Genomic DNA, 23,552 nt, shown 5'->3' on the forward strand with positions numbered 1-23,552 from the left:
TCGTGGTGACGTTCGCGCAGGCGCAGGAGCGCGCCGAGGAGTGGATCAACGGGGACGTGCCCTCGTACCAGCACCGTGAGGTGCGGGTGCGGGAGTTCGGGCTCGGGTTCGTGGTGTGGGCCGAGGACCGGGCGGCCGGTCCGGTGTCCGGTGGTGGGCGGCAGCGGCTGGTCATCGCGCGGGACAGCGGTGAGGTGACGCTGTGGCCGGGGCTGCCGGTGGGTGAGGTCATCCGGCGGTACGAGGAGGAGTACGGGGCGGCTGCCGCTGCGGCGGCCTCGGAGGCTTCGGTACCGCCGCCGCGGATCGACTCGGAGCAGACCTCCTTCATGCTGAGCCCGCCGGAGTGGCTGCAGGAGGCGGCGGACCGGGCGGGGATTCCGCCGGCTGTTCCTGCCGCTCCGGCTGCTCCTGCGCCGGCTGCCCCTGTTCCTGCGGCTCCTGTTCCTGCGGCTCCTGCGCCGGCTGCTGCGGCTGTTCCGGGGGCGCCCGTGCCGCTGAGCCGTGGGGGCGAGGTCCCCTACGAGCCGACGGCGAACGACGGGGTGCCGGTCGGGTCCACGCCGTGGGCCGGGACCGATGTGAACTCCGGAGCCGACGACGGCTCCGTGCCGCTGCCCGCGACGGTGTTCGCGCCGCCGCTGTCGGGGTCCGACCTGGACGACGCGCCGTCGTCCCCCGGGGTGGCTCCGGAGGCCAAGACCACGCTGATGGCGGGTGGCAGCCAGCTGCCGAAGACCGCGGTGGTTCCGGCGCTGGGGGTTCCGGCGGCGGCCGCCGACATCGCCGACGCGCCGACGAGCAGGGCCCACGTCCCCCGGCCGGGCGGGGCGGGGGGCGGGGCTCCGCAGCCGCCGCAGCCGCCGCAGCCGCCGGCGCCGCCGGTTGGTGCGCCGGGGGTTCCTGGGGCTCCGGGTGCGCCTGGTGCGCCCGGTGGTGGGGCGCAGTACGCCGCCACGATGCTGGCCTCGCCGGGTGTGCCGCCGGTGCCTCCGGGGACGCCGCCGGCGCCGCCCGGTCCGCCGGGTCCGCCTGGTGCTCCCGGTGCGCCTGGGGCTCCGGGTGGGGGGCTTGACTATGCCGCCACGATGCTGGCCGGTCCGGCCGTCATGCAGCCTCCCGGTCCGCCCGCGCCTCCCGGGGCTCCGGGTGTGCCTGCGGCGCCTGGTGTTCCGGGTCCGCCTGGTGCTCCCGGTGCTCCCGGTGCTCCCGGTGCTCCCGGTGCTCCCGGTGCTCCCGGTGCTCCCGGTGTGCCTGGGGCTGGGGCGCATCATGCCGCGACCATGCTCGCGGGGCCGGGTGTGGTTCCGCCGCCGGGTCCGCCCTCGCCTCCCGGTCCGCCCGGGGCGCCTGGTGCTCCCGGTGCGCCTGGGGCTCCCGGGGTTCCGGGTGGGGGGCTTGACCATGCCGCCACGATGCTGGCCGGTCCCGCCGTCGTACAGCCGCCCGGGCCTCCCGGTGCGCCCGGTGCGCCCGGTGCGCCCGGTGCGCCCGGTGCTCCCGGTGTGCCTGGGGCTGGGGCGCACCACGCCGCGACCATGCTCGCCGGTCCCGGTGTGCCGCAGCCTCCCGGTCCGCCCGGCGCGGCTCCCGGCCCGGTGGCGCAGCCTCCGGCGGCCTCCGGCGCGCCCACCGTCGGCCCCGGCTACCAGGCCGTGCTGCGCTACCGCGCGCCCGACGGCTCCGAACAGCAGCTCATCCGCCGCTCGGCGCCCGGTACCCCGCACCCCGAGTGGCAGATCCTGTACGAGCTCCGCGCGATGAACGTGCCGCCGCAGCAGGTGCTGGAGCTGCACACCGAGCTGGCCTCCTGTGAGCTGCCCGGCGGTTACTGCGCCCGGATGATCCGGGAGACCTGGCCGCAGGTGCGGATCACCAGCGTGGCCCCGTACGGCACCGACCGCGCGGGCCGTCAGCAGGGCATGCGCCACCTGCTCACCCATCAGGGTGAGCTGCACCAGGTGGCGGACGGCCCGGCGCGTCCGGCGCCGGTCCGTGCGCCGCTGCCGCAGGTCCCGCTCCAGCCGGCGATCCCGATGGACGCCATCGGGCAGGAGCTGGCGGGGGCCTTCGGGCAGCAGGGCGTGTTCCGCTACGACCAGCGGGCGGTGTCCCGTCAGGGCGTGCCGGAGGTCGTGGCGCAGACCCTCATGTGGGCGGGGCTGCCGGTCGATTTCGGGCCGTTCTTCTGGGCGCAGGCGGTGCCCGGTCAGCCGGTGCCGACGCTGGCCGAGCTGGCCGCGCAGCGCGGGGTGCAGCCGGCGTCCGACGCGGGCTCGTACCTCGTCGTCGGCAGCGACTTCGGCAAGGCGCTCTGCGTCCAGTACGGGACCGCGCACATAGTGGCGGTGCCGGTGGAGGCCGGTCCCGGCGGGGCGCCCGTGCCGCCGCAGTTCGTGAACTCGAGCCTGCCGCAGTTCGCGCGGTCGCTGGCGATGCTGGGTCACATGTGGCGGCTGCGCCAGCATCTGACGCCGGAGCAGGCCGGCCGGTGGACCGTCGATTTCCAGGCGAATCTGGCGGGCCTCGACAGTGCGGCGCTGGCCTCGCCGGAGAGCTGGTGGTCGGTGCTGCTGGAGCAGATGTGGGACGGGCTGCTCTGATCGGATGACCGGAAACGTGGCCGGGCCGGGTCCCCTTGAAGGGGGGTCCCGGCCCGGCCATTCCGGCTTCTGCGCGCAAATGACGCATCCTTGACAGCAATCCCCGCGAGAGAGGCGCTCCCAGGATGACTTCACCCCCCTTTGCGACTGTGCGCGGTCGTGGCTACCGGACGGACGAGGTCGACCGGTATCTGGCGAGGCTGGCCGGCAGCCGGGACGAGGCCTGGGAACGGGTGGCGCGGCTGACCGTGCTGGCCCGTCAGATGGAGGCCGAGGCGCAGCGGCTGCGGGTGGCCGTCGCCGGGCTGGCCCCGCAGACGTACGACGAGCTGAGCGAGCGCGCGCGGCGGATCCTGCTGCTGGCGCAGGAGGAGGCGGAGGTCCTGCGGGCGGACGCGCGGGCGGACGCGGTGGAGGCGGCGGGTGCGGCCGAGGCGCACGCCGACCGGGTGTCCGAGCTTGCGCGGCACGACGCGGAGGCGGTACGGGAGCAAACCGAGGTCCGGGCGCGGCAGGGGCTGTTGCGGGCGCAGCGGGAGGCGGACGGGATCCGGGCGGAGGCGCGGGAGGACGCGGCGGCGTGGCGGGCCGAGGCGCAGGCCGCGCTGGCGGAGACGGGGCGCCGGGCGCAGGCGCTGCTCGCGGAGCGCGAGCAGGAGCAGGTGGAGCGGTGGGACGCGGCGGGGCGGGAGCTGGCCGCGCAGGAGGCGGAGCAGGACGCGAGGTACGCGGAGCAGGAGCGGTACGCGGAGGCGCGGCTGGCGGAGGCGCGGCGGGGGTTCGCGGAGGCGGAGGAGTCGGCGCGGCACGGTCAGGAGGACGCGGAGGCGCGGGCCGAGGAGCTGGTTGCGCAGGCCCGCGTGCGGGAGGAGCGGCTCGGGCGGGAGACGGAGCGGATCCTGCGGGAGCACGCGGAGTCGCAGGAGGAGATGCGGGCCCACATGAACCACGTCCGCTCCAGCCTGGCGGCCCTGACGGGCCGCGCGCCGGCGGAGGGGTAGCCCGGCGGTGGCTGCGGGTGGGTCGGGGTCGGGGCGGGGTGGGGTGTCGTCCGGGACGGGCTTCGATGTTCGGCGCCCTGGGTTGATTGGGTTTGCGGGGCGGTGCCTCGCGCCGAATTCATCTCGTTTTAGTCCCGGACGACACCCCACCCCGCCCCCGCCCCCTCACGTAACCTCCAGCCTCGCCGGCGTTTGAGGCGCTGGGGGTCCCCCCGGACGGAGTCTGGGGGAGGGTCTGGGGGCGGAGCCCCCAGGGGGTCCGGGGCGCAGCCCCGGGGAACGGGCGAAGGGCGGGTAGGGGACCCGGCCCCGCGCAGCGGTGTGGGCGCGGCCAAGTGGGTTGTCAGTGGCGCTCGTTAGGCTCGGGGCATGAGTTCCTCGCTGAGTGTGTACCTGCTCGATCTGACCGCCACCCACGCCCTCGTCGGCTCCCGCGACGACGCGCTCCTCGAGGTGATCCGGGAGAAGTTCGCCGACGACCTCGCGCGCGACGACGACTGGTTCGACTCCGCGATCGAGAGGGGCGCCCCCACGGCGTACGAGGCGCTGCGCGCGGTGGTGTACGGCGGGCCGTTCAGCGAGGACGGCGAGCACGCCTTCCAGTACGCCTACGCCTACAAGCGGCTCTGTTCCCTGACCGGGTCGTTCCTCGACAACTCCTCGTTCAGCCCGTACCGGGGGGACTGGCTGTCCGTGGTCGACGAGGGCCTGAAGGCCCTGAACGTCACCGCGGTCTCCGTGGAGGACTTCGACTTCTCAGACCTGCCCGGCGGGCTGCCGTCCACGTACACGCCGGGCTGCGGCGAGTGGACGTACGAGAGCTGCGTCAAGGCGCTGGAGCAGTTCGAGGAGACCAAGCGGCAGGGACACGCGCCGCCGCTGGAGCCCGAGGTGGTCGAGGCCGTCATGGATGTGCTGGGCTGGCTTCGCCAAGTCGAGGCGCGGCCCGGGTACGGGATAGTCGGCTTCCGCTCCTGAGTCAGAGGCGGGTGAGGAAATCCCGGATCAGCGGGGCGATTTCGGGGAGGTGGGTCTCCAGGGCGAAGTGGCCCGCGCCTTCGAAGATGTGGACCTCGGCGTCGGGTGCGTCGTGGAGGTACGCCTTGGCGCCCGCCGGGGTGAAGAAGGGGTCGCCGGCGCCCCAGGCGACCAGGACCGGGATGCCCGCCGTGCGGAGCCAGGACTGCCAGGCCGGGTAGTGGGTGAAGTTCGAGGCATAGTCGAAGGCGAGGTCGGCCTGGGCGTCGGCGCGCCCCGGCAGGCCGAGGTAGTGGACGTCGAGCGTCCAGTTGTCCGGGGAGATCAGGGCGGGGTCCGCGACGCCGGTCTCGTACTGGAAGCGGGTGCCCTCCACGGTGAACAGGGCCCGGATGCGCTCCTCGTTGCCGGGTGCCTCGCGCCGTAGGCCGGCGAACTCGCGGGCGGCGTCCGAGAGGCCCTCCTCGTACGCGTTCCCGTTCTGGACGATCAGTCCCGTCACCCGGTCCGGCCGGCGGGTGGCGAGCCGCAGCCCGACCGGGGCCCCGAAGTCGAAGAGGTACAGGGCGAACCGGTCGAGGCCGAGGGCGTCGGTGAAGCCCTCCACGATGTCCGCGAGCCGGTCGAAGGTGTACGTGAACCCCTGCGGGGCTTCGGTGCGGCCGAAGCCGGGGTAGTCGGGGGCGATCAGCCGGTACGGGGTGTCGCCGAGCGCGTCCATCAGGCGGGTGAACTGGTGGGAGGCGGTGGGGAAGCCGTGCAGGAGCAGCAGGACCGGGCCGTCGGCCGGGCCGCTCTCGCGGTAGGCGACGGTCACGCCGTCCACATCGACGGTGCGGTGAGCAATCATCACATGCCTCCTTGGGCTTCGTTGGCATTAGTCTCGCCCGAGGTGGCTAATGGGTCAAGGGGGGTTGGTAGAATTAGCCGCGTGAATGTCTTCCCGCTCATGGGCGAGCCCCTCGCCCTGGACCTGCTGAACACCCGGCCCGCCGATGCCGGGGACCTCATCGCCGACCGGGCGGGACTCGCCGCCTGGCTGGCGGAGGAGTCCGACCGGCTGAGCCGCGTCGGGGAGGTGGGGGAGGCCGAGGTGGCCGCCGTGCACGCCGTACGGGAGGCGGCCGGGCCGTTGCTCGCCGCCGCCCGGAGCGGTGAGCGGCTCCCGGCCGGCGCGCTCGAGGCCCTCAACGCGATCCTCGCCGCCGCCCCGGCCCGCACCGAGCTGGCCTGGACCGCCCTGACCGGCCCGACCGCGGCCCCGTACCGTGACGCCGCCCCGGCGCAGAGGCTGGCCGCGGAGCTGGCGGAGGCCGTCGTGCGGCTGCTGACGGACCCCCGGGTGACGGGGGTGCGCGAGTGCGAGGCGCAGGACTGCGTGCTGCTCTTCCTCCCGGCGCACCCGCGCCGCCGCTGGTGTGTGGCGTCGGCCTGCGGCAACCGGGCCCGGGTGGCCCGCTACTACGCCCGGCACAAGGGGGAGGGTGCGTGAGCCGTGAATGGGAGACGCTGACCAAGACCCCGGAGGGCCGGCGGGTCAACAGGATCTCCCCGGAGGAGGAGGCGGGCTGACCCCCCTAATGAGGGCAGGGTGGGTGAACCTCGGGGCGCGCTCCCCGAGAGGAAAGGTTTCTCCAGCGCGTCGCGCTCCTACGCTCCCTTCCCGGATGCCACCGGACCCGCATCCGCCCGTGGAAGAGAAGAACGGAACTCTCATGCGTCTTCGCACCACCGCCGTAGCCCTCGCCGGAGCACTCACCCTCGTCCTGCCCACCGCCGCCCAGGCGCTCGCGGACGACGGCAAGGCCCTCAACTACAGCTTCCTCCAGGACGGCGTCAGCAAGAGCGGTCAGGTCAGCGACCTGACCGAAGGAAAGTGCCACCTGCTGTCCGTGTCCGACGCCGCCTCGCTCGAGGAGATCGCCAACGAGACCGACAAGGTGGCCCTGCTCTTCGACAACAAGGCCTGTGAAGGCGAGCCGGTCCTGGCCGCCGGGCCGGGGGAGAAGGCCGGCGACTTCGAGGCCGTCGCCGTCGTCTTCGAGGACGCCGCCGGGCAGGGCGAGAAGCGCGAGGAGGCCGGGCAGGGCGAGAAGCCCGAGGAGGCCGCACCGGCACCGGCCGAGATGCCCGCCGCGCCGGTCGAGACGCCTGCCGAGACGCCTGCCGAGGCTCCGGCCGAGACTCCTGCGGAGGCCTCGGACGAGAGCGACGAGGAGGAGGAAGAAGAGGGCGACCTCCTCGACGCCCCCTTCCGCGCGCTCGGCTGATCACTTCCGGATGTGTGTCAGGCCCGGCACCCTGGGTGCCGGGCCTGCGTCATGCCCGGCCGCCGGTCCGCTGGGCCGGTACCGCCGCGGCGGGCCCGTAGCGGTACGGGTCGCTCCGCAGGCCGCGCGAGGTGACCACCACCGTGAACGGGGCCTTCGCCGTGGCCGGGAGGGTCGCCGTCAGGGCGCCCGTCGCCGGGTCCGCGGTCACCGGGAGCGGCGTGTCGTCCACCGTGAGGCGGGGTTCGGTGAAGCCGCCGCCCTCCACCGTGAGCAGCCCGTCGGAGACGGTGGCGTGGGTGATCACCGGGTTGGCGCGGGTGGCCATCTTGTTCACCAGGTAGGCCCCCGCCGGAGCGCCGGTCAGGGCCCAGATCTCGGCGGGCAGCCGGGGGAGCCCGCCGCCCACGTCGGAGAGGAAGAACAGGACGACGTAGAGCATCGTGACCGCGCTCAGGGCCACGTACTGGAGGTCCACGAGGTCGGTCCGGCCGCTGTCGTTCGCGATCAGCTCCCGCAGCGGGCGGCGGCCGCCGGGGGTGGCCTTCGGGGCCGGTTTGGCGAGGCTGCCGTTCTCCACCCGGAAGCCGACGACCGCCTTCGCCGCGATCAGGGCCACGTACGGGCCTCCGAGCAGCGGCAGGTACACCGAGGTCAGTGAGGACAGCGGGCCGTCGGAGCCCTGGAAGTAGGCGAGGCCGCCGCCGGCCGTCAGCCCGTACGCGAGGATCGCGAGCAGCAGCCAGACCAGGATCACGGTCCAGGCCAGCGCGAGGGTGGTGGAAGTGGAGAGCCGGCCGTCGCGGCCGGTGACGAAGTCCGGCCGGCGGCGCAGTCGCAGGGCGACCGGTCCGGCCAGGGCGGCGAGTAACGCCAGTGCGAAGAGTGCGGATGCCATGTGGTCCCCCTGGAGACGGTCCTGGCTCCAGGCTTGCTTACTGGCCCGAGCATGACAACCCGCCCGGGCTCCGCCCCGCCCCGCCCGGCGGGCACCGCCGCCTCGGGGCGCTACTCGTACTCGGGCAGGACCGGGAACCGGCGCGGCGCCACCAGCAGCAGGATCAGCAGCGCCGCCACCCCGGCGGCCGTCGCGCCGAGGAAGATGTGCTCCACGGCGGCCGCCACCGCCGCCCGCAGGTGCTCCGAGGCGGCCTGCGAGAGACTGCCCGGCTCGGCCAGGGCCCGCGATACGTCGTCCAGGCGCTCCGGCAGCCCCGGCAGCGGCGTGTCCGCCAGCCGGGCCGCGATGGTCGCGTTGGCCACCGCCCCGAGCAGCGCGGCCCCCACGCTCTGCCCGACGGTGCGGCAGAACAGCACCGAGGCCGTCGTGGTCCCCCGCTCGGCCCAGCCCACCGAGGACTGCACCCCGACCACCAGCGGCAGCTGGAAGAGTCCGAGGGCGGCGCCCAGCAGCAGCATGACCAGCGCGGGCTGCCAGGGCCGGGCGGGGTACGGGAGCAGGGTGAAGCAGAACAGGATCACCGAGGCCAGCCCCATCCCCAGGGCGGCGGTGTCGCGGAAGCCGATGCGCCGGTAGACGTGCTGGCAGAAGGCGGCCGACAGCGGCCAGGTCAGGGTCATCAGGGCCGTCACGAGCCCGGCCCCGACCGGCCCGAGCCCGAGCACGGCCTGGGCGTACGTCGGCATGAACACCATCGGGGCGACCATCAGCAGCCCCAGCGCCCCCATCGCCAGGTTCACGGCGGCGATGGTGCGCCGGCGCCACACCCAGCCCGGCAGGATCGGCTCCTCCGCCCGGCGCTCCACGCGGACCACCACGGCGGCCAGGACGGCGCTGGCGCCCAGCAGCGCCAGCGAGGGCGCGGACAGCCAGGGCCAGGCCACCCCGCCCTGCACCAGCGCGAAGAGCAGCAGCCCGCCGCAGGCGAAGACGGCGAGCGCCCCCGCCCAGTCCACCGGGCCCCGGCGCCCGGGGGAGCGTACGGGTTCCACGAGGTGGCGGGCGGTCAGCCACAGGGCCAGTCCGGCCAGCGGCACGTTGATCAGGAAGGTCCAGCGCCAGCCCGCGTACCCCGCCAGCGTCCCGCCGAGCGCCGGGCCGAGCAGGGCGGAGCTCGCCCACACGGTGGTCATCCGGGCCTGTATGCGCGGGCGGTCGCGCAGCGGGTAGAGGTCGGCGGCCAGGGTCTGCACGGTGCTCTGCAGGGCGCCGCCGCCCAGCCCCTGGACGATCCGGAAGGCGATGAGCGCGGCCATGTTCCAGGCGGACGCGCACAGCAGGGAGCCGACGAGGAACACGGCCGTGCCGAAGAGCAGGACGGGCTTGCGGCCGAAGGTGTCGCTGAGCTTGCCGTAGACGGGGAGGGTGACGGTGACCGCGAGGAGGTAGCCGGAGAACAGCCAGGAGAAGACGGAGAACCCGCCGAGGTCCCCGACGATCTGCGGGACGGCCGTGGAGATGATCGTGCTGTCGAGCGCGACCAGGGCCATGTTCAGCATCAGCGAGACCACCACGCGGGTGGGCGGCCGCCCGCGCACGGCCCCGTCCGGCGCCGAAGCCCGCCCCGGGGCCGCCGGCCCGGGTCCGGGACGGCCTGCGGAAACCTTTCCTCCCGTGTGGTCCGGCGCGGCTTCAGCCCCGCTCTCTCCTGCCTCCACCACGTTCCCCCCGTCTGCGGGGAACACCATCTCACCGGGTCGCGTCCGGCGGTATCCCCATCTCACCGGCGGTGCGTCCCGGGGCATCCCCTACACGGAGTCCGCCGCAGGGTGGACAACCCCTAGGGGTTACTCAGCATTTGGGCCCAGGGGACTTTCGTCCCGACGGAGGAGGCCGAAAGGCCCGCGGCGTCCTTAACTGATTCATATGAGCGGGGCCGCGGGGGTGGGGTTAACCCCCGGGTGGATACGGCGATGGGCACCAGGGCGCCGGACACCCTCCGCGCAGCAGACTTCGACGCGGCGACGCACGCACGCACACACGCACACACGCAGTGAAGCGCAAACAAACAGGGGAGACAGCACCGTGACAACGGCGATGACCGAGACCAGGCACGGGAGCGACGGGGGGCACAACTCCGTCGCGGCCCGGGCGCGCCAGGTCGTCAAGGCCTACGGCTCCGGCGAGACCCGTGTCGTCGCCCTCGACCGGGTGGACGTGGACATCCACCGCGGCCAGTTCACCGCGATCATGGGCCCCTCCGGCTCCGGCAAGTCCACGCTGATGCACTGCCTGGCCGGCCTCGACACCGTGACCAGCGGGCAGATCCACCTCGAGGACACCGAGATCACCGGCCTGAAGGACAAGAAGCTCACCCAGCTGCGCCGCGACAAGATCGGCTTCATCTTCCAGGCCTTCAACCTGCTGCCGACGCTCAACGCCCTCGAGAACATCACCCTCCCCATGGACATCGCGGGCCGCAAGCCCGACCCGCAGTGGCTGGAGCGGGTCGTGGAGACGGTGGGCCTCGCGGGCCGCCTCAAGCACCGCCCGACCGAACTCTCCGGCGGCCAGCAGCAGCGCGTGGCCGTCGCCCGCGCCCTCGCCGCCCGCCCCGCGATCATCTTCGGCGACGAGCCCACCGGAAACCTGGACTCCCGGGCCGGCGCCGAGGTCCTCGGCTTCCTGCGCCAGTCCGTCGACCAGCTGGGCCAGACCATCGTGATGGTCACCCACGACCCGGTCGCCGCCTCCTACGCGGACCGCGTCATCTTCCTCGCCGACGGCCGCATAGTCGACGAGATGTACGCGCCCAGCGCCGACCAGGTCCTGGACCGGATGAAGGACTTCGACGCGCGCGGGCGGACCTCGTGACCGTCATGAAGACCGCGCGGCGCAACTTCGTCGCGCACAAGGGCCGGATGGCGCTCTCCGCCATCGCCGTGCTGCTCTCGGTCGCCTTCGTCTGCGGAACCCTGGTGTTCACGGACACCATGAACACCACCTTCGACAAGCTCTTCGCCGTCACCAGCTCCGACGTCACCATCAGCCCCAAGGACGCCGAGGAGGGGGAGGACGTCTCCGCCCGCGGCAAGCCCCAGGCGCTGCCCGGCTCGGTCGTGGACAAGGCGCGGGGCGCCGAGGGCGTCAAGTCCGCCGAGGGCGGCGTCGTCTCGATGGCCGTCACGGTCGTCAACTCCAAGAACGAGAACATGGGGTCGACCACCGGAGCCCCGACCATCGCGGGCAACTGGACCGAGAACGAACTCAAGTCCATGAAGATCACCTCCGGTCACGCCCCGCGCGGCCCCACCGAGGTGATGGTCGACGCCGACACCGCCGACAAGCACCACCTGAAGCTCGGGGACGAGCTGCGCACCATCGCCGTCACCGGTGACATGCGGGCGAAGATCAGCGGTATCGCCTCCTTCACCGTGACCAACCCGGGCGCGGCCGTCGTCTACTTCGACACCGCCACCGCGCAGGAGAAGCTGCTCGGCGCCCCGGGCACCTTCACCCACATCAGCGTCACCGCCAAGGACGGCGTGAGCGACGAGCAGCTGAAGAAGAGCGTGGCGGGCGCGGTCGGCGCGGACACGTACAAGCTGCAGACCGCCAAGGAGGCCGCGGCCGCCAACAAGAAGGACATGGGCTTCCTCGACGTCATGAAGTACGTGATGCTCGGCTTCGCCGGCATCGCCTTCCTCGTCGGCATCTTCCTGATCTTCAACACCTTCTCGATGCTGGTCGCCCAGCGCACCCGCGAGATCGGCCTGATGCGCGCCATCGGCTCCGACCGGGGCCAGATCAACCGCTCCGTCCTCCTCGAGGCTTTCCTGCTCGGCGTCGTCGGCTCCCTCGCCGGAGTCGCGGCGGGCGTGGGCCTGGCCGTCGGCCTGATGAAGCTCATGGGCCAGATGGGCATGCAGCTGTCCACCGCCGATCTGACCGTCAAGTGGACGACCCCGGTCGTCGGCCTGGTCCTCGGCACCGTCGTCACCGTGATCGCCGCCTACATCCCGGCCCGCCGGGCCGGCAAGGTCTCCCCGATGGCCGCCCTGCGCGACGCCGGCACCCCCGGCGACAGGAAGGCCGGTGTGATCCGCACGGTCCTCGGCCTGGTCCTCACCGGGATCGGCGCCGCGGCCCTCTTCCTCGCCGCGGCCGCCGAGAAGGCCTCCGCCGGATCGCTCTGGCTGGCCCTTGGCGTGCTGTTCAGCCTCATCGGCTTCATCGTGATCGGCCCGCTGCTGGCCGGCGTCGTGGTCCGGGTGCTCGCCGCCCCCGTGCTGCGGCCCTTCGGCTCCGTCGGCCGGCTCGCCGAGCGCAACGCGCTGCGCAACCCGCGCCGCACTGGCGCCACCGCCGCCGCGCTGATGATCGGACTGGCGCTGGTCGCCTGCCTGTCGGTGGTCGGCTCCTCGATGGTGGCCTCCGCCACCGACGAACTCGACCGGACCGTCGGCGCCGACTACATCGTGAGCTCGCAGACCGGCCAGCCGCTGATGCCGCAGGCCGAGCAGGCCATGCGGGCCACCAAGGGCCTGGACCACGTCACCGCGTACCGCGAGGCCGAGGTGAAGATCACGGCCCCGGACGGCAGCTCCGCCCAGGACCGGCTGAGCGTCACCGACCCGACGTACGCCCAGGACGTGCGCCGCAAGATGATCGCCGGCGAGCACAAGGACGCGTACGCGGCCGGCTCGATGGCGGTCGGCTCCAAGTACGCCGACACGCACCACGTCAAGGTCGGCGACGAGCTGACGGTCGCCTTCAACGGCGGCAAGACCGTCAAGCTGAAGGTCGCCGCGATCACCTCGGACGAGGGCAACCTCGACAAGGGCGTGAAGTACATCAGCACGGCGACCGCCGAGGCCAACATCCCGGCCGACCAGCTGGCGCGCCCCTTCATGCTGCTGGCCAAGGCCGACAAGGGGCAGGCCGACAGCGCGTACACGGCGCTCAAGGCGGCCATGGCGGAGTACCCGCAGTACAAGGTGCTCAACCAGACCGACTACAAGGAGGACCTCAAGGACCAGGTCGGGCAGCTGCTCAACATGGTCTACGGGCTCCTCGCCCTCGCGATCATCGTCGCGGTGCTGGGTGTGGTGAACACCCTGGCCCTCTCGGTGGTCGAGCGGACCCGCGAGATCGGCCTGATGCGCGCCATCGGCCTCTCCCGCCGCCAGCTGCGCCGCATGATCCGCCTGGAGTCGGTGGTCATCGCCCTCTTCGGCGCCCTGCTGGGCCTCGGACTGGGCATGGGCTGGGGCGCCACCGCCCAGCAGCTCCTCGCCCTCCAGGGGCTGAAGGTGCTGGAGATCCCGTGGCCGACCATCATCGGCGTCTTCGCGGGCTCGGCCCTGGTGGGCCTGTTCGCCGCACTGGTCCCGGCCTTCCGGGCGGGGCGGATGAACGTACTGAACGCGATCGCCAGCGAATAGCCGAGGCGGTCGTACGGGGGAAACACGGGGGGAGACACGGGGGAAGCGGGGGGAACCCCACGGGGGAGCAGTACGGGGGAACACGCCGGCCCCCGGGCCGTCCGCGAGGACGGTCCGGGGGCCGGCGCCGTGCGTCAGGGGGGGGAACAGCAGTCAGAGCACCCGCTGGAGCAGTACGAACCCGCCCGCCTCGCCCGCCACCACGAACCGCGACCCCGGGTGCAGCTGCCCGGCGTAGGCGACGGGGTCCCCGGCCCAGCCGGAGGAGTTGTCGAAGACCAGGAAGGCCGGCAGCACCCCCTTGGTGTTGCCGATCCAGAACACCTGGCAGCGCGAGGTCAGCCGGGTGAGCGGCCCGGTGCCGGCCTCCACGCGCACCCCGTCCGGGATCTGCGCCAGCAGCCGCTCGACGGCGACGGCCCGGCCCGGCTTCTCGTACGTGGCCCGCTCCCCGAGCCGGGCCAGCGGCATGCCGGTCGCGCTCAGCGTGAGCGCCGCCGCCAGCACGGCGCCGGGCAGCTGGACGGCGTACGCGCGCACCCGCGGCCGGCTGCTGCGCCGGGCGGTGTCGAGGGCGTCGGCCAGGGCCAGGGCGACGACCGGCATCAGGACCGCGCTGTAGTGCCAGTCGGTGGACCAGTAGTGCGCGTCCCCCGACACGAACCGCCAGCCCAGGGTCGGGGCGGCCACCAGCAGCAGCGGGGAGCGCAGCGCGAGGAGCCCGGTGGTGGGGACGAGGACCCAGCCGAGGGTGGTGAGCTTCGTGCCGAGGCCCCGCAGCGGGCCGCCGGGCTCGCTGATCTTCTCCCAGTAGGCGTAGCCGTCGGTGGCGAAGGCGGGGATCACCACGGTGAACACCAGTGCGGCGGCGGCCGCTCCCGCCACGGCGACGGCCACCGCGATCCGCGCGGCCCGCCGGTCGGCGCGCCGGGCCCGCCAGGCGACCACCAGCGCCAGGGCGGCCAGGGTGACCCCGAGGTCCTCCTTGACCAGCAGCAGCGGCAGCCCCCAGCCCAGCGCGGCCCGCCAGCGGCGCGCGAGCAGCGCCTCGAGGGCGAAGGCCAGCAGCGGTACGGCGAAGCAGATCTCGTGGAAGTCGAAGTCGACGGCCTTCTGGATCCCCCAGGACAGTCCGTACGCCGCCCCGAGCGCGAGCCCCCGGGCCTGCCCGAGGAGCCGTACCGAGGCCCGGGTGACGGGCAGCGCGGACAGCGCGAACAGCGCCGCCTGCACCACCAGGAGGGTGACGGGGCCGGGGAAGACCCGGTAGAGCGGGGCGATCAGGGCGATGACCGGGCTGAAGTGGTCGCCGAGGATGTTGAAGCCCGGGCCCTTGATGTCCACCAAGGGCGGCTGGAGCCAGGCGTAGGCCCTGACCGCCTGTTCGAATATGCCCAGGTCCCAGGAGCTCTCCTCCAGCCGACGGAAGCGGGACACCGAGAGCACCGCGTAGGCGAGGAAGAGGGCGGAGGCGAGCGCGTACGGGGCCCAGTGCGCGGCCCGTGCGGCCCGCCCGGCCGGGCCCGGCCCGCCCCGCAGGCTCCCGATGCCCGTCCCGCCGCCCCAGACGCCCCGGTCGATGCGCGCCGCCACGACGGGTGCGTCGTACGGGGCGTCGCGCGGTGCGTCGTACGGGGCGTCGTACGGGGCGTCGCCCTCGGGACGCCCGGCGCTCGGGGGGCTTCCGGAAAGGGACATTCGGACAGATTGCCATCCCGCTCCGGAGCGCCATCCTCCGCCCCCTCACCCGTGCGGGGCCGGAATGCCCCGCGCGGCCGCGGGGTCCGCGTCATAGGGTGGGAACCCCCGGCCCGTTCACGTGTCGGGCCCTTCGCGTTGCCCCTTCACGCCCCCACCGGATGGAAAGCCTGTCTCATGAGCCTGCACGGACTGCTCGACGCCGTCACCCGGGACCCCGCCCTCGCCGAGGCGGTCACGGCGGCCGGGGACGGCAACCGCATGCACGTGGACCTCGTCGGCCCGCCCGCCGCGCGGCCCTTCGCGATCGCCGCGCTGGCGGCGCGTACCGAGCGGACCGTGCTCGCGGTCACCGCCACCGGGCGGGAGGCGGAGGACCTCGCCGCCGCGCTGCGCTCCCTGCTGCCCCCCGACGAGGTGGTGGACTACCCGGCCTGGGAGACGCTGCCGCACGAGCGGCTCAGCCCGCGCAGCGACACCGTCGGCCGCCGGATCGCGGTGCTGCGCCGGCTCGCGCACCCGAGCAAGGAGGACCCGGCGGCCGGACCCGTCTCGGTGGTCGTGGCCCCCATCCGCTCCGTGCTCCAGCCGCAGGTCAAGGGGCTCGGCGACCTGGTGCCCGTAAGCCTGCGGCAGGGGGAGAGCGCCGACCTGGGCGTGGTCACCGAGGCGCTGGCGGCGGCCGCGTACGCCCGTGTGGAGCTGGTCGAGAAGCGCGGGGAGTTCGCCGTGCGCGGCGGCATCCTCGACGTGTTCCCGCCCACCGAGGAGCACCCGCTGCGGGTGGAGTTCTGGGGCGACGAGGTCGAGGAGATCCGTTACTTCAAGGTCGCCGACCAGCGCTCCCTGGAGATCGCCGAGCACGGCCTGTGGGCCCCGCCCTGCCGGGAGCTGCTGCTCACGGACGAGGTGCGCGGGCGGGCCGCGGCGCTGGCCGAGGAGCACCCCGAGCTGGGCGAGCTGCTGAACAAGATCGCCGAGGGGATCGCGGTCGAGGGCATGGAGTCCCTCGCCCCGGTCCTCGTCGACGACATGGAGCTGCTGATCGACGTCCTGCCGGCCGGGGCGATGGCCGTGGTCTGCGACCCGGAGCGGGTACGGACCCGCGCCGCGGACCTCGTGGCGACCTCGCAGGAGTTCCTGATGGCCTCCTGGGCGGCCACCGCCGGCGGTGGCGAGGCCCCCATCGACGTCGGCGCGGCCTCGCTGCGCGGCATCGCGGACGTCCGCGACCACGCCCGCGAGCTGGGCATGATGTGGTGGTCGGTCTCCCCCTTCGCGGCCGACGAGGTCCTCGGCGGGGATGTGCTGGGGCTCGGCATGCACGCCCCCGAGGCCTACCGGGGCGACACCGCCCGCGCGCTCGCCGACACCAAGGGCTGGATCGCCGACGGCTGGCACACCGTCTACCTCACCGAGGGCCACGGCCCGGCCGCCCGTACCGTCGAGGTGCTCGGCGGCGAGGGCATCGCCGCCCGGCTGGAGGCGGAGCTGCGGGCGCTGGAGCCCTCGATCGTCCATGTCGCCTGCGGCTCGATCGACAACGGCTTCGTGGACCCGGCGCTGAAGCTGGCCGTCCTCACCGAGACCGACCTGACCGGGCAGCGCACCGCCACCAAGGACCTCGGCCGGATGCCGACCCGGCGCCGCAAGACCATCGACCCGCTGACCCTGGAGGTCGGCGACTACATCGTGCACGAGCAGCACGGTGTCGGCCGCTACATCGAGATGGTGCAGCGCACCGTGCAGGGCGCCACCCGCGAGTACCTCCTCGTCGAGTACGCGCCCGCCAAGCGCGGCCAGCCCGGCGACCGCCTGTACATCCCCACCGACCAGCTGGAGCAGGTCACCAAGTACGTGGGCGGCGAGGCCCCGACCCTGCACCGGCTCGGCGGCGCCGACTGGACCAAGACCAAGGCGCGGGCCAAGAAGGCGGTCAAGGAGATCGCCGCCGACCTCATCAAGCTGTACAGCGCGCGCATGGCGGCCCCCGGGCACACCTTCGGCCCGGACACCCCCTGGCAGCGCGAGCTGGAGGACGCCTTCCCGTACGCGGAGACGCCCGACCAGCTCACCACCATCGCCGAGGTCAAGGAGGACATGGAGAAGTCCGTCCCCATGGACCGCCTGATCTGCGGCGACGTCGGCTACGGCAAGACCGAGATCGCGGTGCGCGCGGCCTTCAAGGCCGTGCAGGACGGCAAGCAGGTCGCGGTCCTCGTCCCCACCACGCTGCTGGTGCAGCAGCACTTCGGGACCTTCTCCGAGCGCTACAGCCAGTTCCCGGTCAACGTGCGGGCGCTGTCGCGCTTCCAGAGCGACACCGAGTCCAAGGCCACCCTGGAGGGGCTGAAGGAGGGCTCGGTGGACGTGGTCATCGGCACCCACCGCCTCTTCTCGCAGGAGACGAAGTTCAAGGACCTGGGCCTGGTCATCGTCGACGAGGAACAGCGCTTCGGTGTGGAGCACAAGGAGCAGCTGAAGAAGCTGCGCGCCAACGTCGACGTGCTGACCATGTCCGCGACCCCGATCCCGCGCACCCTGGAGATGGCGGTGACCGGCATCCGCGAGATGTCGACCATCACCACCCCGCCGGAGGAGCGCCACCCGGTCCTCACCTTCGTCGGCCCGTACGAGGAGAAGCAGATCGGCGCGGCCATCCGGCGCGAGCTGCTGCGCGAGGGCCAGTGCTTCTACATCCACAACCGCGTCGAGTCCATCGACCGGGCGGCCGCGAAGCTGCGCGAGATCGTGCCCGAGGCGCGGATCGCGACGGCGCACGGGCAGATGTCGGAACAGGCCCTGGAACAGGTCGTCGTGGACTTCTGGGAGAAGAAGTTCGACGTCCTCGTCTCGACGACGATCGTCGAGTCCGGCATCGACATCTCCAACGCCAACACCCTCATCGTGGAGCGCGGCGACAACTTCGGCCTCTCGCAGCTGCACCAGCTGCGCGGCCGTGTCGGCCGCAGCCGCGAGCGCGGGTACGCGTACTTCCTGTACCCGCCGGAGAAGCCGCTGACCGAGACCGCGCACGAGCGGCTCGCGACGATCGCCCAGCACACCGAGATGGGCGCCGGCATGTACGTGGCGATGAAGGACCTGGAGATCCGCGGCGCGGGCAACCTGCTGGGCGGCGAGCAGTCCGGCCACATCGCCGGGGTCGGCTTCGACCTGTACATCCGCATGGTCGGCGAGGCCGTGGCCGACTACCGGGCCGCGGTCGAGGGCGGGGTGGAGGAGGAGCCGCCGCTGGAGGTCAAGATCGAGCTGCCGGTCGACGCGCACGTCCCGCACGACTACGCGCCCGGCGAGCGGCTGCGCCTGCAGGCGTACCGGTCCATCGCCGCGGCGAACTCCGAGGCCGACATCAAGGCCGTACGGGAGGAACTCACCGACCGCTACGGCAAGCTGCCGGAGCCGGTGGAGAACCTGCTGCTGGTGGCGGGGCTGCGAATGCTGGCGCGGGCCTGCGGGGTCGGGGACATCACCCTCCAGGGCCCCAACATCCGCTTCGGGCCGGTGGAGTTGCGCGAGTCCCAGGAGCTGCGCCTGAAGCGGCTCTACCCGGGGACGGTGCTGAAGCCGGCGACCTCGCAGGTGCTGGTGCCGCGTCCGAAGACGGCCCGGGTCGGCGGCAAGCCGCTGGTCGGACGGGAACTGCTGGCCTGGACCGGTGAGTTCCTCACCACGATCCTCGGCTCGTAGCCCTCGTCCCCTTCACGGCGAAACCGCCCGCGCTCGGCGCGGGCGGTTTCGTTCGTCCGGTGCCCGTGGGACGGGGGGCTACTTGTTCGGGTCCTCGTCGATTCCCAGCTTGTCTTCCATCTGCTGCTGGGCCTGGTCGACCTTGCCGGTGTACTTCCCGCCGGTCTTCTCGTTGACCTCTTGCTCGAGCTGGTCGGACATCTCCTTGCCCTTGCTCTTGGCCTGGTCCCTGAACCTGTCGAAAATCCCCATGCGAGGGCTCCTTCCGTGTCCCGTTTGCGACGGTACGCCGGTTTGTCGACCTGCGCACATCATCGGCTGGCGATCACGTCGACGGCACTCCGGCCCGCCGCGACGGCGCACTTTCCGGCTGACTCGGGGGTGTGCGTCTGCCGCAGGCCTCTGGGCAGCTGATCCTCGACCTGACGGAGCGAACTCAGCTGCTCGATGGCGGGGGGACCTCCGAAAGGTCCCGCCGGGAGCTCACCGCCCTGCACTACGTTCTTCTTGATCGCACTTGAGACCGGAGGTCAGCAGATGGCAGACGAGACGGTGAACGCGCAGGGCACGGCTGGATTCATCTTCGAGATGGGTGTCTTGAAGAACGCCAAGCGCACCGGGTGGTGGTTCACCGGCAACAACAACCCCGAGTCGATCGCCGAGCACAGCTTCCGCGTCGGTGTCATCGGCGCCGTGCTGGCCATGATGGAGGGTGTGGACCCTGCGAGGGTCGCTCTGATGTGCCTCTTCCATGACACGCAGGAGACCCGGATCGGCGACATCCCGCACATCGGCCGCCGTTACATCGACGCCGCCACCAACCAGACCGTCACCGCGGACCAGGTCGCGGCCGCGCACCCGGCCGTGAGGGCCGGTGTCCAGCGCGTGGTGGCGGAGTACGAGGCCAATGACACCCCCGAGGCGATCGTCGCCAAGGACGCCGACAAGCTGGAGTGCCTCGTCCAGGCCGTCGAGTACAGGGCCCAGGGCAACACCCTCGTTCAGGACTGGATCGACTCGTCGCTGAACAGCCTGAAGACGGCGTCCGCGCAGGCCCTTGCCGAGGCCGCGCTGACCATGTCGCCACTGGAGTGGCGCAAGACCTTCCTCGGCTGAACTCTGACGGCGGCCGTCAGACCGCTTCGCCCGTGGGGCCGCCGAGCTTGGAGATGTCGAGGACGTCGGAGTCCTTCGGGGAGGTGGTGTCGACCGGGGTGTCGAAGGCCGAGAACAGGGCCTCGCCGGCGGTGTCCCCCTGGACGGTCGACTTCAGGATGTACGGCTTGCCCTGCGTGGAGACGTAGTCGGTCTGCGTCCCCTGCTTCGCCGGGGAGGTGACCGCCAGCGCCGGCTTGCCGTCGACGGTGGAGGCGGTGCCCTTGCGCGCGAGCGGGTGCGCCGTGCCGAAGTCGCCCGTCAGCTTGTCGAGGTCGCAACTGCCGGTCATCGGGGCCGCGCGGGGGTCGGAGGCGGGGATCCGCACCCAGCGGTCGGCGAGCATGGCGACCATCTGGTCCGTCTGCTTCTGCGGGGCGTGCTTCTGCTTGGCGGCGCCCCGCCAGTAGGCGGCGTCGCCCCGGAAGTGGACGAGCTCGGAGGACTTGATGATGTCCAGCCGGCCCATGCCGTCGAGGCGGATGGAGCCGTTGCAGTTGCCCTTCTTGTCGAGGGACAGGTCGATCCGCATCGGCTTGCCCTCGTGCTCCACCTTGGCGTTGACGTGCGCCGACTCGGCCTTGCGCGTGGCCTCGTAGGCCTCGGTGAGTATCTCGGGCCCGGACCGGTCGGCGAGCGAGCCGCCCTTGGCGGTCGGCGAGCCGGACGCCGGCGCGGAGGCAGACGGGGAGGGCGACTGTGCGGCGCGGGCCTGGCTCCCGATGTCGGAGGCCCGGCCGTCGCCGGGCACGCAGGCCGTCAGCCCGCCGCCGATCAGGGCCGCGGCGGCGAGCGCCGACGCGGTGGTCTTCGTACGGCTGCGCATCTCGATTCCCCCCGTGGAACGACTGTGAACTCAGGCTCCGAGCGTAGAGGGTGCCTCTGACACGGCACCGGCGGGTCCGGTCGGGGAGGCGGCGGCGGTCCGGCGCACGCCGGTGTACTCGACGGCTCCGGAGTCCGGTCCGCCGCTCCGCCAGTGCTTGAGGAGGTACGGCGTGCCCTCCAGCCGTACGTGGTCGGTGATCTCGGCGCCGCCGGGCACCTTCGACTTGAACACCGCCACCGGCTTGCCGTTCCGGTACGTGTCCGCCTCCCGGCGGATGTCGGTCCGCTCGGCCGGGAAGGTGCGGGCGGCGGAGCCCTCCTTGCACAGCGCGAGGAGGTGCGCGACCGAGGGGTCCGAGGGTTTGATGTCGATCCAGCCCTCGTCGGTGTCGGCGGACTTGACGGGCGAGTCCCTGAACTGGTCCTGGAGGAAGCCGGCGTCGCCCTTGAGGGAGAGGCGGCCGTCGTCCATCAGGATCTCGCCCACCCCGGCCCGCATGACCGTGACCTTTCCCCAGCACGCGCTGTCGCCCTCGAAGGACAGGTGCGCGCTGATCTGGCGGTCGCCGATCGTGCGCTGGACGGCCGCGTTCTTGGAGTCGGCCCGCTCCGTCTCCTCGTACGCGGCGCGCAGGACGGCGGCCGGGTCCTTGCCCGCGAGGGGGTCGGGCGCCGTGGAGGCGGTGGGTGACGGGTCCGCCGCCGCCTTGCCGGAGACGGGGCCGCAGCCGGTGGCGGTCAGCAGGGCCGCGCAGACGAGTGCGATCGAGGCCGCGGGCATGTGGTGCGCATGGTGGTCCGCTGCTTTGATCATCAAGTGATCTCAGCAATCCCGACGTTTCCGCCGGAATGGTCCGTAACGGTGTCACCAGAGCGCGAGTTGCGTCCTGGTAGCCGGTTGACGGTCTCCCGTTTCCTTCCCTGCCCGGGGGCTGGGGATTGTGCCGCCTGCCCGCCCCGTCCCGGCCTTGCGGCGCGGGCGGGTGGTGCGGGTCTTGCGGTCGGTTCCACGGGGCTTCGACTCCGCCTTGGCGGGGTCCAGGTCTCCGGCCACTCCGGTACCTGTCGTGCGGGCCGCGAGGGCGACCAGGTTGTGTCCCGCGTTCGCGTCCCGGTCAAGGACGAGGCCGCAGTTGTCGCACTCGAAGACGCGCATGCTGAGGGGCAGCTTGGCTTTCACCGCACCGCAGCGCGAGCAGGTCTTCGAGGAGGGATACCAGCGGTCGGCGACGACGAGTCGCGTGCCACGCCGCCGGGTCTTGTAGACAAGCTGGCGTCGGATCTCGGCGAACGCGGCATCCGCGACACGGCGGGACAGGCGCCGGTTGCGGCCCATTCCGGCGACGTTGAGATCTTCGACGACGATCGTGCCGTACTCGGATGCGAGGCGGGTCGTCATCTTGTGGAGGGTGTCCTCGCGGAGGTTCGCGACCCGGTGATGGATCTTGTTCCGCGTCCGGTTGGCTTTCTCCCAGCGGCGGGAGGGCTGCTGCCCGGTGCGCCGGTCGGGGCCGCGCCGGCGGGAGACGATGCGGCTGGCGCGGCGCAACTGTTTCTGTGCGCGGTCGAAGTGGCGTGGGTTGGGTTCCTCGCTGAGGACACCGTCGCTGTCCGCGAGGACCGCGAGGGTCTTGATGCCGAGGTCGATGCCGACCGCCGCGTCCGGATGGGCCACTTTCACCAGCTGGTGCCTCTGCTCGACCTGGAGGGACACGAACCAGCGACCCCGGTCCAGGCATGCGGTCGCAGACAGGATCCGCATGTTCCCCGCGTCGATGAGGGCTCGCAGGTCGGCTCGGTTCTCGTGTAGGCGGACGGTGCCGATCCTGGGCAGGGTGAGGTGCCGGCCGTCAGGCTCGATGCGGATCGTGCCGGTGGTGAACCGGCAGGTAAGGCGCGCTTTCCGTTTCGATTTGAAGCGGGGTATGCCCATCTTTGGGCCCTTGCGTTTACCACTCTTGGACTTCGCGTAGTTGTCGAACGCCGCCGAGGCGCCCGCCAGGCCGGTGCTGTACGCCTCTTTGGAGTTCTCCTCCCACCAGTCGGCGAAGCGCGGGTTGGTGCGTTTGTCCTCGTTGAACGCCTTCCGCAGCGAGGGCAGCGACCACGACCGCCACCCGGTGAGCTGGTCCTCGGGGATGCCGTACGACTGCTCGGCCTTGCGCTGCCACCACACGGCGGTGATGTACGCGACCGCCCAGTTGTACGCGGTCCGCGCGGCACCTCCGTGCGAGTGCAGGCGGCGGTTGGCCGTGGCGTTCGGGTCCAGCGCGAGCTTGTGCGCGAGGACGGTGAACCCCGGCCGCGGCTTGAACGTCTTCATCCGGCCGCCTCCGGACCGGTGGCGACGGCAACGGCCCGGGCGGCGCGATTCTTCGCGGAGCGGCGACCGTACAGGCGGGCACACATCGAGGTCAGGACCTCGGTGATGTCTCGTACCAGGTCGTCGGCGGTCTCCGCCGCATCGAGGACAACCAGTCGCCGTCCCGTGGCAGAGAGGGCGGCTTCCAGGTGCTCGACGCCGAACCGGGCGAGACGGTCGCGGTGCTCGATCGTCCCCACAACCGGGTCGGCGAGCAGGCCGTGCAGCTTGCGGCGGCGCCCGTTCAAGCCGGAGCCGACCTCCGTCACCACGTCAGCGACGGCGAGCCCCTGGGCCGTTGCACCCTGCACCGTCCGGGCGACCTGACGCTCCAGGTCCGCTTTCTGGTCACCGGACGAGACGCGGCAGTACGCCACGACCCGCCCGGCGGCCTGCGGGGCGGGCTGGGTCACGAGCCATGTACCGGACGGCGTCTGGACGACCGGGACCGGCATACGGCCCTCTTTCGCCCAGGTCCACGCGGTCTGGTAATGCACGCCGTTGCGTGCCGCCCACTCGGAAAGCCTCACGACGCCACGTTATTCGCTGAGAATATTGGATATCCACTGAAAGAAATGGGAACAGTTGTTCACCCCCTGGGATC

At 72.5% G+C, this 23,552-nt stretch carries 18 protein-coding genes; 9 read left to right on the top strand and 9 right to left on the bottom strand.

The window, feature by feature from the left end:
• Window positions 1-2 precede the first annotated feature (2 nt).
• The 3 genes from OOK34_RS15855 (at window position 3) to OOK34_RS15865 (ending at window position 4,582) form a co-directional block, all read left to right on the top strand.
• Window positions 3-2,603 (top strand): SUKH-4 family immunity protein, encoded by a 2,601-nt coding sequence (locus OOK34_RS15855; protein ID WP_267034520.1) that lies wholly within the window; start codon window positions 3-5, stop codon window positions 2,601-2,603.
• A gap of 125 nt (window positions 2,604-2,728) precedes the next feature.
• Window positions 2,729-3,604 (top strand): DivIVA domain-containing protein, encoded by an 876-nt coding sequence (locus tag OOK34_RS15860; protein WP_267034521.1) that lies wholly within the window; start codon window positions 2,729-2,731, stop codon window positions 3,602-3,604.
• A 369-nt stretch (window positions 3,605-3,973) separates the two neighbouring features.
• Window positions 3,974-4,582: a hypothetical protein gene (locus OOK34_RS15865; protein ID WP_267034522.1), complete on the top strand. Its 609-nt coding sequence runs from the start codon at window positions 3,974-3,976 to the stop codon at window positions 4,580-4,582.
• 1 nt (window position 4,583) lies between these two features.
• Here the strand turns inward: OOK34_RS15865 and OOK34_RS15870 are convergent, their stop codons facing one another.
• Window positions 4,584-5,432 (bottom strand): alpha/beta fold hydrolase, encoded by an 849-nt coding sequence (locus OOK34_RS15870; protein ID WP_267034523.1) that lies wholly within the window; start codon window positions 5,430-5,432, stop codon window positions 4,584-4,586.
• An 81-nt stretch (window positions 5,433-5,513) separates the two neighbouring features.
• On the opposite strand from OOK34_RS15870, the gene OOK34_RS15875 reads away from it, so the two are divergent.
• A complete protein-coding gene (locus OOK34_RS15875; RefSeq protein ID WP_267034524.1) occupies window positions 5,514-6,074 on the top strand; it encodes an ABATE domain-containing protein in 561 nt (186 codons plus the stop codon).
• A 223-nt stretch (window positions 6,075-6,297) separates the two neighbouring features.
• Window positions 6,298-6,852, top strand: a complete 555-nt coding sequence (locus OOK34_RS15880) for a hypothetical protein (protein ID WP_267034525.1) — start codon at window positions 6,298-6,300, stop codon at window positions 6,850-6,852.
• Between the two features lie 49 nt (window positions 6,853-6,901).
• On the opposite strand, the gene OOK34_RS15885 is transcribed toward OOK34_RS15880, so the two are convergent.
• Entirely contained in the window at window positions 6,902-7,750 is an 849-nt protein-coding gene (locus OOK34_RS15885) for a hypothetical protein (protein WP_267034526.1), read from the bottom strand.
• 110 nt (window positions 7,751-7,860) lie between these two features.
• Window positions 7,861-9,351: an MDR family MFS transporter gene (locus OOK34_RS15890; protein ID WP_267034527.1), complete on the bottom strand. Its 1,491-nt coding sequence runs from the start codon at window positions 9,349-9,351 to the stop codon at window positions 7,861-7,863.
• Window positions 9,352-9,838: 487 nt separating this feature from the next.
• On the opposite strand from OOK34_RS15890, the gene OOK34_RS15895 reads away from it, so the two are divergent.
• Both OOK34_RS15895 and OOK34_RS15900 read left to right on the top strand, forming a co-directional pair.
• On the top strand, window positions 9,839-10,627 hold the full coding sequence (locus OOK34_RS15895; protein WP_267034528.1) for an ABC transporter ATP-binding protein: 789 nt from the start codon (window positions 9,839-9,841) through the stop codon (window positions 10,625-10,627).
• Window positions 10,624-13,197: an ABC transporter permease gene (locus OOK34_RS15900; protein ID WP_267034529.1), complete on the top strand. Its 2,574-nt coding sequence runs from the start codon at window positions 10,624-10,626 to the stop codon at window positions 13,195-13,197. The genes OOK34_RS15895 and OOK34_RS15900 overlap by 4 nt, the downstream gene beginning before the upstream one ends.
• Window positions 13,198-13,350: 153 nt before the next feature.
• Here OOK34_RS15900 and OOK34_RS15905 read toward each other — a convergent pair whose 3' ends face one another.
• A complete protein-coding gene (locus tag OOK34_RS15905) occupies window positions 13,351-14,895 on the bottom strand; it encodes a DUF2079 domain-containing protein (protein ID WP_267034530.1) in 1,545 nt (514 codons plus the stop codon).
• Between the two features lie 177 nt (window positions 14,896-15,072).
• On the opposite strand from OOK34_RS15905, the gene mfd reads away from it, so the two are divergent.
• Window positions 15,073-18,603 (top strand): transcription-repair coupling factor, encoded by a 3,531-nt coding sequence (gene mfd, locus OOK34_RS15910; protein ID WP_267034531.1) that lies wholly within the window; start codon window positions 15,073-15,075, stop codon window positions 18,601-18,603.
• Window positions 18,604-18,681: 78 nt separating this feature from the next.
• On the opposite strand, the gene OOK34_RS15915 is transcribed toward mfd, so the two are convergent.
• On the bottom strand, window positions 18,682-18,855 hold the full coding sequence (locus tag OOK34_RS15915; protein WP_267034532.1) for an Rv0909 family putative TA system antitoxin: 174 nt from the start codon (window positions 18,853-18,855) through the stop codon (window positions 18,682-18,684).
• A gap of 285 nt (window positions 18,856-19,140) precedes the next feature.
• On the opposite strand from OOK34_RS15915, the gene OOK34_RS15920 reads away from it, so the two are divergent.
• Window positions 19,141-19,719 carry an HD family hydrolase gene (locus OOK34_RS15920; protein ID WP_267034533.1) on the top strand — a complete coding sequence of 193 codons (579 nt, stop codon included), beginning with the start codon at window positions 19,141-19,143 and terminating at the stop codon, window positions 19,717-19,719.
• 16 nt (window positions 19,720-19,735) lie between these two features.
• On the opposite strand, the gene OOK34_RS15925 is transcribed toward OOK34_RS15920, so the two are convergent.
• From OOK34_RS15925 to OOK34_RS15940, 4 genes are read right to left on the bottom strand one after another with little or no spacing between them, the layout of a single operon-like run.
• The gene (locus tag OOK34_RS15925; protein ID WP_267034534.1) at window positions 19,736-20,584 is read right to left on the bottom strand and encodes a hypothetical protein; all 849 of its coding nucleotides are present in this window, start codon (window positions 20,582-20,584) and stop codon (window positions 19,736-19,738) included.
• Window positions 20,585-20,614: 30 nt separating this feature from the next.
• Window positions 20,615-21,400, bottom strand: coding sequence for a hypothetical protein (locus tag OOK34_RS15930; protein ID WP_267034535.1), 786 nt, complete (start codon window positions 21,398-21,400; stop codon window positions 20,615-20,617).
• A 51-nt stretch (window positions 21,401-21,451) separates the two neighbouring features.
• Window positions 21,452-22,909 carry an IS607 family element RNA-guided endonuclease TnpB gene (tnpB, locus tag OOK34_RS15935; RefSeq protein ID WP_267034536.1) on the bottom strand — a complete coding sequence of 486 codons (1,458 nt, stop codon included), beginning with the start codon at window positions 22,907-22,909 and terminating at the stop codon, window positions 21,452-21,454.
• Entirely contained in the window at window positions 22,906-23,478 is a 573-nt protein-coding gene (locus OOK34_RS15940; protein ID WP_267034537.1) for an IS607 family transposase, read from the bottom strand. Before OOK34_RS15940 ends, tnpB begins: the two co-directional genes overlap by 4 nt.
• Between the last annotated feature and the right edge of the window lie 74 nt (window positions 23,479-23,552).

The sequence above is a fragment of the Streptomyces sp. NBC_00091 genome (assembly GCF_026343185.1).
In the GTDB taxonomy this organism is placed as follows: Bacteria; Actinomycetota; Actinomycetes; order Streptomycetales; family Streptomycetaceae; genus Streptomyces.